This window comes from Alphaproteobacteria bacterium, from assembly GCA_040905865.1.
Lineage (GTDB): Bacteria > Pseudomonadota > Alphaproteobacteria > UBA8366.
On the sequence record JBBDQU010000008.1, the window covers coordinates 19,470 to 31,583 of the forward strand.

The window sequence follows — 12,114 nt, forward strand, 5'->3', positions numbered from 1 at the left end:
AATCCTGCGACTATGTTATCCGGGTTATCCGGGCGGTTTGAACTTCAACGACACATGAGGTCGGCGGATCGGCATTCGCTTTTTCACACCTCTGAAGCGGCCATGCCGCGGGTGCGAAAGGAGTGAAATGCTGACGAACGAATTCTATGGGAGTGAAAGAATGAAAAAGGTCAAGAAGACGATATCCCAGGCGGCTGCCGGTCTGGCGGTCATGTCATTCGGCATGTTCAGCTTCGGGAGCGCGACGGTTGCTGTCGGCGCCGAATTAAACCTTGAAGGGGAAACCGTTACCTTCGCCATACCCTTTTCCGAAGCGGGCGGTTCGGCGAAATGGGCTAATTTCTATGCGCCGCTGCTGAGCGAAGCGCTGCCGGGCAAACCGACCGTCGTGGTAAAATACATGCCCGGCGCCGGGTCGACCAAGGGCGCGAACTGGTTTCAGACACAGAAATACAAGGATGGCACGCTGGTATTCGGCACGTCGGGTTCAACACAGTTTCCCTATCTTCTGGACGATCCCCGGGCGAAGTATGAATACAACGACTGGCATGTGGTCCTGGCCTCCGGCACCGGCGGCGTGGTCTTCCTGCCGCCCGATATCGCCAGGAAATTCGACGGCGACGCGGATGACTTGAAGGACATAAATTTCATCTGGGGCGCGCAGGGCCCCACGCAGCTTGACCTCGTGCCGCACCTCGCCTGGGAAATGCTCGGGATGAAGGTCGAGCCTGTCTTCGGCATCAAGAGCCGGGGCGACGGGCGCCTGATGTTCGAGCGTGGCGAGGCGAATATCGACTACCAGACCTCCGCCGGTTACCTGAAGAGCGTGGTCCCGCTGGTCGAAGCCGGCAAGGCGGTCCCGATGATGAGCTGGGGCACCCTGGATGATAACGGTAATATCGTTCGCGATCCGACCTTCCCGGACCTTCCGACGTTCAAGGAAGTCTGTGAAGCGACCGCTGGCTGCAAGACGTCTGGCGAAGCCTGGGATGCATGGAAAGCCTTCTTCATTGCTGGCTTCCCGGCACAGAAGATGGTGTTCCTGCCAAAAGGCGCACCCAAGGACGCCATCGCGACCTACGACAAGGCGTTCAAGGCCGTCCTGGCGCGTCCCGATTTCAAGGAACTGTCGGAAGTGACACTGGGGGATTATCCCCAGATGACCGGGACGGCGGCGGAAACGGCGCAGAAACTGGCGACAAATGTGCCGCCGAGCGCGAAGGTCTATGTCAAACAGTGGCTGCACGACCGGTTCGGCGTGAAGCTGCAATAGTCTGAGCCGAGGCTTTGCCCCCGGGTGTCACGGCGCCCGGGGGTAACTCATTCGGCTTTTTTCCGTCTTCCAGGCGATATCCCAAGGTCGACCCCCCATGGATATGTTGGCAACCGCCCTTCCTGCACTGGGGAGCGCCTTGGCGCTGATAATGCAGCCCGAACAGCTGATGTTCCTGGCTGCCGGCGTGCTGCTCGGCCTGTCTGTCGGGGTATTCCCGGGACTGGGCGGAATCGCCGGGCTGTCGCTCGTGCTACCCTTCATGTTCGGAATGGAGCCGGTGTCGGGGCTGGCGCTGATGGTAGGCCTTGTCGCGGTCGTCCCCACCTCGGACACCTTCGCAAGCGTGTTACTGGGTATTCCCGGTTCATCGGCGAGCCAGGCAACGGTCCTCGACGGGTTTCCTATGGCTCGGAAAGGGGAAGCGGCGCGCGCCCTTTCCGCTGCCTTTGCATCCTCCCTTTTTGGCGGGCTGTTCGGGGCCTGTGTCCTGACCTTCTTTATCCTGATTGCGCGGCCCCTTGTTCTGGCGTTCGGCCTGCCCGAGATGCTGATGATCACCATTCTGGGGCTTTCGATGGTCGCGATCCTGGCCGGCCGGATCCCCGTCAAGGGCATCGCCTCGGCGGGGCTTGGCCTGATGGTCGGCACCATCGGCGAGGCCGCCGCCGGCGGCAACCTGCGCATGGCGACTTACGACGTTCCCTATCTGATCGACGGTTTGTCGCTGGTCATCGTGGGCCTGGGTATTTTCGCCATCCCCGAAATCGTTGCGCTGCTCCGGCATGACAGGACGATCTCCAGATCGGGCGGCCTGGGCGCTGGCTGGTTGACAGGGGTTCGTGACTGGTTGCGGAACATTTTCCTGTCGATCCGGTGTTCGGTTATCGGCGTCATCGTCGGCGTCATCCCCGGGCTCGGCGGTTCCGTCGTGGACTGGATTGCCTATGGCCATACCATACAGTCCAGCCGGGACAAGTCGCGATTCGGTCAGGGGGACGTACGGGGCGTGATCGGCCCGGAATCATCCAATAACGCCAAGGAAGGCGGCGGCCTGGTGCCCACCCTGATCTTCGGCATACCCGGCAGCGGCTCCATGGCTGTATTCCTGGGCGGGCTGGCGCTGCTGGGGATCGATGTCGGGCCGCAGATGATCACCAATGACCTGGACATCACCTATACCATCGTCTGGTCTCTGGCGTTCGCGAATGTACTGGGCGCGGGGCTCTGTATCGCGCTGTCGACCCCGATCGCGCGGCTGACCACCATCCGGTTCACGTTGCTCGCGCCGTTCCTGCTGATGATGATCGCCTTCGCGGCGTTCCAGTCACGCCAGTCGCTGGGTGATCTGGTCGCGCTCTTTTCGGTCGGCCTGCTGGGTATCTTCCTGCGCCGGTTCGACTGGTCGCGGCCGGCCTTCCTGATCGGCTTCGTGCTCTCGCACCAGGCCGAGAATTTCAGCAGCATGGCGAACCAGGTTGCGCAGGCGAAATTCCGCATCGCGTTCGAGGCCGGGTTCGAGTATATCGCCTCGCCCATCGTGCTGATCATTCTGGCGCTCACCGTTGTTTCAATAATCGTGGCCATCCGGCAGGCCAAGCAGATTCTGCCGGAAGGCGATGTCCCCACCGGCAGGAAGCGGGCGCCGTTGATCTTCCTTCTGGCGATCACCGCATACCTCGCTGTCGCCTGGGTTGACGCCATGCTGATCGACCTGACCACCGACAAGATATTCCCTGTTCTGATCTCGTCGGTATCGCTTGTCTGCTGTCTGGTGCTGCTCATCCGCATGATGCGGGCGCCCGAGACGGATGGCATCTTCGCCGACCGCGAGGCCGGCCGGGAAGCCACGGACGCAACACATGGCCTCTGGAGCAACCTGGCGTGGTTTGCCGCGCTGCTGGTGCTGTCCTCCCTGCTGGGCTTCATCCTGGCGCTTGCAATCTTCCTCGTCACCTTCATGCGGGTCCGGGCAGGGCTAACATGGGCGTGGACCCTGATTTATTCGGCAAGTGGCATCGTGTTCATGATCGCGTTGGCGGGAACGCTGAACCGCGACTTCCCGCCGGGGCTCCTGCAGAACTTCGTCGAACTGCCCTGGCCATTCGTATGATCCGGAACGCCGGCATTGATGTCATGGGCTCGCCACGTGTGGTATGGTTGGCAGCGTAACGAGGTTAAGAGGTGACAGGATGAACCAGACGAGGACGCTGTACGACCCGACGTCGGAGCAGCAGGCTGCCGGGCGGCCCCGCCTGCCGAGGCCCGCATCGCTGGACGGGCTGACCGTCGGTGTGCTGGATATTTCCAAGGTCCGCGGCGATGTCTTTCTCGACCGGTTGGCGAAGCGGCTGGTCGAGCACGGCATGAATGTGAAGCGCTACAGGAAAGCCACCGTGGCGCGGCCCGCCGCGCTGGAAATCCAGCAGGCCATCGCCGCGGAATGCGACGTGATGGTCGAAGGGCTGGTGGACTGAGGCGCCTGTACGTCGTGCTGTACGCATGACCTTGCCAACATCGAAGCCCGCGGCATTCCCTCGGTCGCCGTCGCAACGGAGCAGTTCATCCAGGCCGCCGCCACGCAGGCGGGGCTGCTCGGCACCGATCCGGACTACATCTGGGTGCCGCACCCGATCCAGGACCGCACCGATGCGGAACTGCAGGCGATGGCGGATAAATACCTGGACCAGATCCTGACGGCGCTAACGCGGCAGGTGGCGCAGGCCGCCGACTGAGCAGGAGCGGCAGCGCCGTGACGTTACGGCATGCCGCCGCCGACCCGGATATTCGCGCCCGCGACATAGGACGCCTTGGGCGACAGCAGCCACACGATCGCTTCGGCAATTTCTTCCGGCTGCGCGACGCGCCCGATAGGAATCTTCGGTCCGTCCCGCACCAGCCGGTCGGCGGGCGGCATGTCGGTTTCGGTCAGTCCGGGCGCGACGGTGTTGACCCGGATACCCTCGCCGATCACCTCCTGCGACAACCCGATGCCGAGGCTGTTTACCGCGCCTTTCGACGCCGCATACTGGATGCCGACATTTGGATTCCCCTTGTTTGCCGAGCCGGACGAGACGTTGACAATTGCGCCGCCCGCGCCGCCATGCGCGGTGGACATCCGTAGCACCGCCTCGCGCGAACAGGTGAACAGCCCGGCGACGTTCACCGCAAGGACCTGCATGACATCCGCTTGCGTCAGGGCATCGAGCCTGCCGCGCGGCCCGTAAATACCGGCATTGTTTACCAGCCCGGTCAGCGTGCCAAGTTCGGCGTCGACCGTCCTGAAAAGCCGGATAACGTCGCTTTCGACGGCGGTATCGACCTGTACGGCGATGCCGCGCCGGCCCGCCGCCTCGATATCCGCGACCACGGCCAGAGCTTCATTCTTCGCCGATTTATAGGCGACGCATATGTCGTGTCCCGCTGCCGCGCAAAGCCGCGCAGTCGCCGCGCCGATGCCCCGGCTGGCGCCAGTGATCACGGTAATCTGTTTCATAATCTCCAACTCCTGAATGGACGGTATCACCGGTTGCAGATCGGGCGGGTCCGGCTATGCCGTATGACGTTATTTACAGAATACACCCTGTTGCATATAGCGCGTTTTACCGTATTCATATGCCATCCTCCCGCGCGCGGCGTCGTTTCAATAATCAAAAAAGGCAATAATGGACGCGGACCAGATCGCCATCCTGACGGTAACGTCGTTCTTCACCTCCATGATCACGTCCGTTGCCGGGGCGGGCGGTGGGGCGATCCTGCTGGCGGTACTGCTGCAGTTCATGCCGCCATCGGCGGCGATTCCGTTTCATGGCTCGGTACAGTTCGCCGCCAATGTCTGGCGGTTCTGGCTGTTCCGAAAGCATATGGACTGGCCGATCATCATCCGGTTCTCGATCCTGATGCCGTTCGGAATCGCGTTTGGCGTCTGGCTGTTCCGGGGCATGCCCGCTGTGCTCGTGCAGATATCGATCGGGATGTTCATCTACGCCACGCTTGCAGGGCGTTATGTGCGCCCGATGCGGACGGAGTTGCTGCCGCTCTGGACCTTCGTCCCGATCGGCTTTATCGCCGGCGCGATGAATATTGTCGTCGGAATCTTCGGGCCGGTGGTGGGGGCGCTGATTGTGAAGCGCGGATTGCCCAAGGAATCGGTGGTGGGCACCATGTCCGTCTTCGGTTTTCTGTCGAATTTCCTCAAGGTCGTCGGCTTCACCTATGTCGGGTTCAGTATTTTCGAGTACGGCCCGGCGCTGCTGATCATGACGCCGGCGGTGCTGATCGGCACCTCGCTCGGCAAGGTTGTCCTGGGGCGGTTCAGCGAGGAAATGTTCCGCAAGGTATTCCAGGCGCTGCTGCTGATCATGGCGACGAAACTGGTCTTCTATGACGGCATTTCCTGGCTGGTGAACAACGGCTGAGGCGATTGCGATATTTCATTGCATCTGACCGCAAACCGCCTGTTTTCCGCATCGCACTTTTAAATCACCTCAGGCCCATATCCCGGAAGATCGCCTGCAGCAGCGGGCCGTCCGGGTTGGCGAACTGTTCGGCGACCTCGAAGTGATGCAGCCCGGGCAGGTCGAGTTCGGCGGCGACCGGATGACCGAGCCGGCGCAGTTCCTTCGCCCAATCCTTCGACTGACGGCGGAATTCCTTCTGTTCGCCCTCGCCATAGGCGATCACCATCGGCGGCATGCGGTCGGGAATATGCCGCATGGCGCTGAGCCGGCATTCGGCCGCGGCGTCCAGGTTCAGGTATTCCTGGCGTGAACACAGCCGCACCGGCTTCAGATCATACATGCCGCTGGCCGCATAGGCGCCCCTGATGACGCCGGCGGGCAGGCCGTAATCCTTCGCCCAGTCGGTAACGGCAATCAGGCCGACCACATGCGCGCCGGAGGAATGTCCCGCAACGTAGAGCCGATCCGGGTCGGCGCCGAATTCCGCCGCGTGATGATAGGCCCAGACGACCGACGCCTTGCACTGGCGCACCAGTTCGTCCAGCGAGACCTGCGGGACGAGGGCGAAATTCACCGGAACAAAGGTGGCGCCGGCGTTGACGAAATGCGGCGCCTGGAAACTGTTATTGTCCTTGTGCCAGCGCGTCCACGCGCCGCCATGGAAATAGACGACCAGCGGCGCGCCTTTTTGCGCGGCGGGAAAGATATCGACCTTTTCGTCGTCGCTTGGGCCGTAGGGCACATCCAGCCGGCATTCCAGTTCGGCCCGGACCTGCGCGCTCAGCACACCGTGGCGCGCCATGTATTCATTGGCGTTGGGCACCAGGATGCGCTGGTTGTACTGGTCGTCCAGCGCTTGCTGGTCGTAATGCAGCCAAACCGATTCCGGCATCCGCGTCGCTCCTGTATGATCCATTCTGAAAATGAAAGCGGCGCCGTCCCTCCCGAACGGCGCCGCCTGACCCGGGTTCCGCTAGTGGCGGTAGGACGGGTCTATCTTGTCCAGCTTGCGCATCAGCGCCGCGAATTCCATCGCTCCGATGCCGGCGCCTTCATTGTTGTTTTCCATGAAGCCGTCGATACCGGCGCCTGAGGATTGCGCCTCGTTGTCGGACAGCACGATCATTTCGCCGGCCGCTGCCGCATCAAGCTGGATCTGGCAGGCCCGTTCCAGCCGGTACAGGCGCAGGAAGGCGTCCGGCACGGTGCGGCCCGTGGTCAGCAGGCCGTGGTTGCGCAGGATCATGGCCTTGTTCTCGCCCAGATGGGACAGCAGGCTTTCGCGTTCATCCGTATCAAGGCTCGGCCCTTCGTAATCGTGATAGGACAGCTTGTTATGGAAGATCGTCGCAAACATGGACACCGGAAGCAGCCCGCCCTTCAGCGCCGCCACGGCCATGCCGGCGCGGGTATGGGTATGCATGACGCATTTGTGCTCGGTCGAATTGGCCATGTGCACGGCGGAATGGATGACGAATCCGGCGTGGTTGATGGGGTAGTCGCTGGGTTCGACGATATTGCCGTCGCAGTCGATCTTGACCAGGTTCGACGCCGTGATCTCGTCATAGTTCAGCCCGTAGGGGTTGATCAGGAAATGCGGCTCCGGTCCCGGCACGCGCGCGGTCAGGTGGCCGTATATCAGTTCGGTCCAGCCGAAATGGTCGACCAGGCGGTAGGCTGCTGCCAGTTGTACGCGCAGTTCCTGCTCAGCATCCTGCGCCGGTAAATCGTAATAATCGGTCCTGGCGAGCAATTCATTCATGACCCATTCCTTCCGGGCAGTGGTGACGGCCCCAAATCCTAGTATGCCGCAGCGGTGCTTGGCAATCGACGGGACGGCAGGCACAGGTAAGGTCGTTTCACCATTACTAAAGAATTCGAGGCCGGGTATTTGTCATTTTTCAGTCGGTATTTGCGACGCTTGTTAATTACCTTTCATTAACGTTGTTCCGTTACAAGTACCGCCAGTATTGAAGCCGCCGGCGCGACCGGAACGTTTTTGACCACTTTATCGAGAAAGCGAGAGAACCAATGGCGACCACGACGACGACCATGACCGCGAAAAAATCCACCGGTGCCAGGAAACCAGCTGCCCGGAAACCGGCGGTGAAAAAGGCCATACCGAAGAAGGCTGCCGCCAGTACGAGGACCGTGAAGAAGCCGGCTGCAAAAAAGGTAACGGCGAAGGCCGCGGCGGCAAAGGTTGCGCCGAAGAAGGCTGCGGCGAAGAAGCCCGTTGAGAAAAAGGCTGTTGCCGGGAAACCTGCCGTGATGAAATCCGCGCCTAAAAAGGCCGCTGCGAAGAACGCCACGCCCGCCAGCAAGACGGTAACAAAGAAATCCGTCGCGAAGAAGCCGGTCGCCCGCAAGGCGACACCGAAGAAGATTGCGTCAAAGGCGACGGCGGTGAACAAGCCGGTCGCCGGCATGGCAGCGCCGAAAAAGACGGTTGCGAACAAGCCGGTGACGCGCAAAGCCGCCGCCCTGAAGCCGAAGACAACCAGCCGCGGCCGCACGAGCTCGCGTAAGGTGGCCTGATCGAAGTATTCCGGGCCATGTCCCCGAATAGTCTTATCCGGAATACGGTGGTCCTTGCGGGCCGCCGTTTTTCGTTTCCCGAGAATTGCTCGGGTAGGCTGCGACCAGCGCCTGTATATCGGCCCAACCCTTATCCTTGGTGGTCATGCAGTCGACCGTGATCACCATCTTCGCGATTTCCCAGACGCCCGCGTTGCGGCGGAACGCCCAGTCGTAACTGCCCCATCCAACATAGGATTCGCCATTGCCCGCCTGCATCACGAACCAATTGGCCCATCCGGTCGCCGCGTCGTCGCCGGTCACGTCGATCACCCGGTTGACGATCAAGCGCTTGCGGTTGGCGAATTTCGACATGTAGTCGCGGAAGGTTGCGACGATCCTGGCGCGCCCGACCGCGGGTTTGACCGACCAGGGGATGATTTCCGACACGGCGTCTTCGGCATAGATCGCGTTCAGTTCCGCGTCGATATCCTCGTCCACCGCGCGGGCATAGCGGGTAATCAGCCGGTCGATCTCGATCCGCGCTTCCAGCGCGCCGATGCGTTGTTCCAGATTCATGTACGTCAGGTTTTCAGACGATAGAAATCGACCGCGTTATCGCAAGTGATTTTCTGCACCACATCGGCCGGCAGGTGGCCGAATTGTTCGGCGATGTACTTGTCCGAATCCGGCCATACCCCGTCGCCATGCGGATAGTCGGACCCCCACATCAGCGATTCGACACCGATATCGTCGACCAGCCTGGTGCCGATCGTATCGAACTGGAAGGTCGCCTTGCACTGGCGGCGCCAGTAGTCGCTCGGCTTCATCTTCAGGCCGAGGTCGTGGAAGCGGTCCTCCCATTCGAAATCCATCCGGTCCAGCGCATAGGGCAGCCAGCCGATACCGCTTTCGCCCAGGGCGATGCGCAGCTTCGGGTAGCGTTCCAGCACCCCCTTGCCGATGATCGCGGCGATGATGTTGACCAGATTCATCTGGAAGCCGGACACGACGGTGAAGGTTGCAGCGCGCGCACTCTGCTTGTCCAGCCCTACGCGCTTCGCCGGGTCCAGCGCCGGGAAGGTGTGGAAATGCAGCGGCATGTCGACATCGTCCATCGCCTGCCACAGGGGCTCCCAGCAGGGATGGTACATAGGCTCCATGTCCCAGGAGCAGGACAGTTCGACCCCGCGCAGGTTCAGGTCGTTCCTGACCCGGTAGATTTCCTGCACCGCCGCGTCGATATCGCCGTAGGGCAGGCAGGCGAGGCCGATATGCCGGTCCGGGTAATGCGTGCAGAAATCCGACAGCCAGTCGTTATAGATACGGTACATCTCGTTTGCCGCTTCATGGTCGGCCAGCTTGCTGGCGGCTCCCAGGATGCCATACAGCACTTCGGCATCGACGCCGTCGATTTCCATGTCCTTCACCCGCAGATGCGGGTCGGATACGCGGCGGATATCCTTCTTGCCGTCTTCATACAGGTTCGTCGCGGCCATCAGGTCGGCGCGTGCATGGGTGCCCGGAACGTACTTCACGCCCGCCGGGCCCAGCCCGTTCTTCAGCCCGAAGGACGTGCCGTTCCGGCAGGTCCAGTAGGGCCCGTCCGGCCCATCGGTGACATAGGGCATGCGGTCCTTCATAGACGGCCGCGCCTCGGTCACGAAAAGGTCGGGCGGCATCCAGCAAAGATCGATATGGCAATCGGCGGAAACGCGCTTGTACTCCATAATCCTCATCCTCCCAAAGATGGTGTGGAAACGTATCGGCGTTCGGCAGAGATTGTAGGCATATGGCGACGTGAGCGGCAATGGGCGCCCTTGCGGGGTGGTGTATGAGATTTTGTGTCAGCAGTGTGAGAGGGGGTACTCGTTGGATTGCTGAAAAGGCCTGCCCCAGGGCCGTCGCCTGCCTGTGCGACGACCTCGACGAACTGCTCACCTGCTTCCGATACAAAACCACCGGACGACAGATCCGGCGCACGGTCGTCCTCAACGCCAACCAGACACCGGAATATTCCGATATCAGGCTGGCGGGACATGAAGGCGGCGACTTCCTGTTCGTGCGGAAAAACTGGGGCAGGTCGCCGTAACAGAAGGACATTGTCCTCCCGGCGTCTGAATCGCACCGCAAATTACGCAGCCTCACCCCGCCTGCGCGCGGCGCGTCTGCATCGATTTTACAAACCGCAAAATGAGCGGCAGCAACCAGATCGTCAGGGTGATGGCGCCGAGTACCGCCGAAATCGGGCGGTCGAAGAAAACGGTTGGATCGCCACGGCCCTTGGCCAGTGAGTTGAAGAAATTTTCCTCCACCATCCGGCCCAGCACGATGCCAAGGATTGCCGGGGCAACGGGAATCTCGTTCTCCTCCATGAAATAGGCGACGAGACCCAGTACCAGCATCACCGAAACACCCAGCATCGACGAATTGATGGCGAATGACCCGACAATGCAGAACAACAGGATGACCGGCACCAGGATCTCGCGCGGCACGGTTATGACATGACGCGATATCCGGATCGCCGCCCAGCCGATGAAGACCATCGCGATATTCGAAATGAAGAAAATGACGAATAATGCGTATAGCAGATCCCCGGCATGCATGAAGATGGTCGGCCCCGGCGACAGGCCCTTCATGAACAGCACGCCGATGACGATGGCGGTGATGGCATCGCCGGGAATGCCGAATACCAGGGCCGGCACCCAGGCGCCGCCCAGGGACGCATTGTTGGCCGAGGTGGCCTCGACCATGCCTTCGGGATGGCCGGTGCCGAATTTTTCGGGTTCCCTGGAAAATTTCTTGGCCAGCGCCATGCATATCCATGCCGCCATGCCGCCACCGGCGCCCGGCAATGCCCCGACCAGCACGCCGACCACCCATCCGCGAACCATGTTGACCTTGTACCTGATCAAGGTCGGCAGCAGGTTCCGGAAAATCGAGCCGACCTTGCCGAGTTCCGGCCGGATATAACTTTTCATTGTTGCGGCGTTCCGGATCAGTTCGGAGACGGCGAACATGCCGATCATTGCCGGAATCAGGTCGATGCCGGCGGCGAGTTCGGGATTGCCGAAGGAGAAGCGGGGATACCCGCTCATGATATCCTCGCCTGTCGTGGCGACCATCAGACCGATCAGCAGCGAGATAACGCCTTTCACCGGGTTTCCCGTGGTGATCAGGGCCGAACAGGTGAGGCCGAGGCAGGCCAGCCAGAAATATTCCAGCGACGTGAAGTTCAGGGCGAGTTCCGCCAGGACCGGGGCGGATAAGGCAAGCGCAACGCTGCCCATCAACCCGCCGATCGCGGAACAGACGACGGCAATACCGAGCGCGAGTTCGCCCCTGCCCGTCCGGGTCATGGCGTAGGCTTCGTCGGTATACGCGGCCGAGGAGGGGGTCCCCGGCATGCGCAGCAGTGCCGCCGGAATGTCGCCGGCGAAAACCGCCATGGCGCTGCAACTGATGACCGCACCGATTGCCGGAACGGGGTCCATGAAAAAGGTTATCGGGATCAGAAGGGCCGTGGCCATTGTCGCCGTCAGGCCGGGAATGGCGCCGACGAAAAGACCGAAAATGGCGGCTGTAAAGATGACGAACAATACGTAGGGGTCGAAAACGAGCCCGAAGGCGGCAGGGAGGTGTTCCAAAATCGGTTCCTTGAACGAATACCCAAAAACGCACCGGTTCAGCCTGCGCCGGGGCCTCGCCCAGACGGATTTCAACCGGCATTAGGCCTGATTTTCTGGTTGCGCAATTGCCGCGATTGGCCGCAGACAATTCGTCCGTTTCAGCAGGTGATTGAAACGATACGCACACTGCTGGGGTTCCCGCAATACGGATTTTGTCATGTTTGCCAGTTAATTA

12 protein-coding genes are annotated in these 12,114 nt (G+C 61.2%); 5 read left to right on the forward strand and 7 right to left on the reverse strand.

Annotated elements, in window-relative coordinates; all coding sequences use genetic code 11:
- Positions 1 to 211: 211 nt before the first annotated feature.
- The 3 genes from WD767_02390 to WD767_02400 all read left to right on the forward strand — a co-directional run bounded on the left by WD767_02390 (position 212) and on the right by WD767_02400 (position 4,008).
- Positions 212 to 1,273: a tricarboxylate transporter gene (locus tag WD767_02390; protein ID MEX2614921.1), complete on the forward strand. Its 1,062-nt coding sequence runs from the start codon at positions 212 to 214 to the stop codon at positions 1,271 to 1,273.
- A gap of 97 nt (positions 1,274 to 1,370) precedes the next feature.
- Positions 1,371 to 3,386 carry a tripartite tricarboxylate transporter permease gene (locus tag WD767_02395; GenBank protein MEX2614922.1) on the forward strand — a complete coding sequence of 672 codons (2,016 nt, stop codon included), beginning with the start codon at positions 1,371 to 1,373 and terminating at the stop codon, positions 3,384 to 3,386.
- A gap of 79 nt (positions 3,387 to 3,465) precedes the next feature.
- Entirely contained in the window at positions 3,466 to 4,008 is a 543-nt protein-coding gene (locus tag WD767_02400) for a UGSC family (seleno)protein (protein ID MEX2614923.1), read from the forward strand.
- 23 nt (positions 4,009 to 4,031) lie between these two features.
- Here WD767_02400 and WD767_02405 read toward each other — a convergent pair whose 3' ends face one another.
- Positions 4,032 to 4,769 (reverse strand): SDR family oxidoreductase, encoded by a 738-nt coding sequence (locus WD767_02405; protein MEX2614924.1) that lies wholly within the window; start codon positions 4,767 to 4,769, stop codon positions 4,032 to 4,034.
- A 169-nt stretch (positions 4,770 to 4,938) separates the two neighbouring features.
- Here WD767_02405 and WD767_02410 point away from each other — a divergent pair, with 169 nt between their 5' ends.
- Entirely contained in the window at positions 4,939 to 5,691 is a 753-nt protein-coding gene (locus tag WD767_02410; GenBank protein MEX2614925.1) for a sulfite exporter TauE/SafE family protein, read from the forward strand.
- Positions 5,692 to 5,755: 64 nt separating this feature from the next.
- Here the strand turns inward: WD767_02410 and WD767_02415 are convergent, their stop codons facing one another.
- The 5 genes from WD767_02415 to WD767_02435 all read right to left on the reverse strand — a co-directional run bounded on the left by WD767_02415 (position 5,756) and on the right by WD767_02435 (position 9,980).
- Entirely contained in the window at positions 5,756 to 6,625 is an 870-nt protein-coding gene (locus WD767_02415) for an alpha/beta hydrolase (GenBank protein ID MEX2614926.1), read from the reverse strand.
- Positions 6,626 to 6,706: 81 nt separating this feature from the next.
- Positions 6,707 to 7,495 (reverse strand): class II aldolase/adducin family protein, encoded by a 789-nt coding sequence (locus WD767_02420; GenBank protein ID MEX2614927.1) that lies wholly within the window; start codon positions 7,493 to 7,495, stop codon positions 6,707 to 6,709.
- A gap of 190 nt (positions 7,496 to 7,685) precedes the next feature.
- The gene (locus tag WD767_02425; protein MEX2614928.1) at positions 7,686 to 8,207 is read right to left on the reverse strand and encodes a hypothetical protein; all 522 of its coding nucleotides are present in this window, start codon (positions 8,205 to 8,207) and stop codon (positions 7,686 to 7,688) included.
- 97 nt (positions 8,208 to 8,304) lie between these two features.
- A complete protein-coding gene (locus WD767_02430) occupies positions 8,305 to 8,829 on the reverse strand; it encodes a nuclear transport factor 2 family protein (GenBank protein MEX2614929.1) in 525 nt (174 codons plus the stop codon).
- 5 nt (positions 8,830 to 8,834) lie between these two features.
- Positions 8,835 to 9,980, reverse strand: coding sequence for an amidohydrolase family protein (locus tag WD767_02435; protein ID MEX2614930.1), 1,146 nt, complete (start codon positions 9,978 to 9,980; stop codon positions 8,835 to 8,837).
- Positions 9,981 to 10,084: 104 nt separating this feature from the next.
- On the opposite strand from WD767_02435, the gene WD767_02440 reads away from it, so the two are divergent.
- Positions 10,085 to 10,342 carry a hypothetical protein gene (locus WD767_02440; GenBank protein ID MEX2614931.1) on the forward strand — a complete coding sequence of 86 codons (258 nt, stop codon included), beginning with the start codon at positions 10,085 to 10,087 and terminating at the stop codon, positions 10,340 to 10,342.
- 52 nt (positions 10,343 to 10,394) lie between these two features.
- On the opposite strand, the gene WD767_02445 is transcribed toward WD767_02440, so the two are convergent.
- Positions 10,395 to 11,897, reverse strand: coding sequence for a tripartite tricarboxylate transporter permease (locus WD767_02445; protein MEX2614932.1), 1,503 nt, complete (start codon positions 11,895 to 11,897; stop codon positions 10,395 to 10,397).
- Positions 11,898 to 12,114 lie beyond the last annotated feature (217 nt).

Bases quoted from the DNA above. Each gene is read 5' to 3' on its own strand.
- WD767_02390 (MEX2614921.1), top strand. From the start codon at position 212: ATGTCATTCGGCATGTTCAGCTTCGGGAGCGCGACGGTTGCTGTCGGC.
- WD767_02395 (MEX2614922.1), top strand. From the start codon at position 1,371: ATGGATATGTTGGCAACCGCCCTTCCTGCACTGGGGAGCGCCTTGGCG.
- WD767_02405 (MEX2614924.1), bottom strand. From the start codon at position 4,769: ATGAAACAGATTACCGTGATCACTGGCGCCAGCCGGGGCATCGGCGCG.
- WD767_02410 (MEX2614925.1), top strand. From the start codon at position 4,939: ATGGACGCGGACCAGATCGCCATCCTGACGGTAACGTCGTTCTTCACC.
- WD767_02415 (MEX2614926.1), bottom strand. From the start codon at position 6,625: ATGCCGGAATCGGTTTGGCTGCATTACGACCAGCAAGCGCTGGACGAC.
- WD767_02420 (MEX2614927.1), bottom strand. From the start codon at position 7,495: ATGAATGAATTGCTCGCCAGGACCGATTATTACGATTTACCGGCGCAG.
- WD767_02430 (MEX2614929.1), bottom strand. From the start codon at position 8,829: ATGAATCTGGAACAACGCATCGGCGCGCTGGAAGCGCGGATCGAGATC.
- WD767_02435 (MEX2614930.1), bottom strand. From the start codon at position 9,980: ATGGAGTACAAGCGCGTTTCCGCCGATTGCCATATCGATCTTTGCTGG.
- WD767_02440 (MEX2614931.1), top strand. From the start codon at position 10,085: ATGAGATTTTGTGTCAGCAGTGTGAGAGGGGGTACTCGTTGGATTGCT.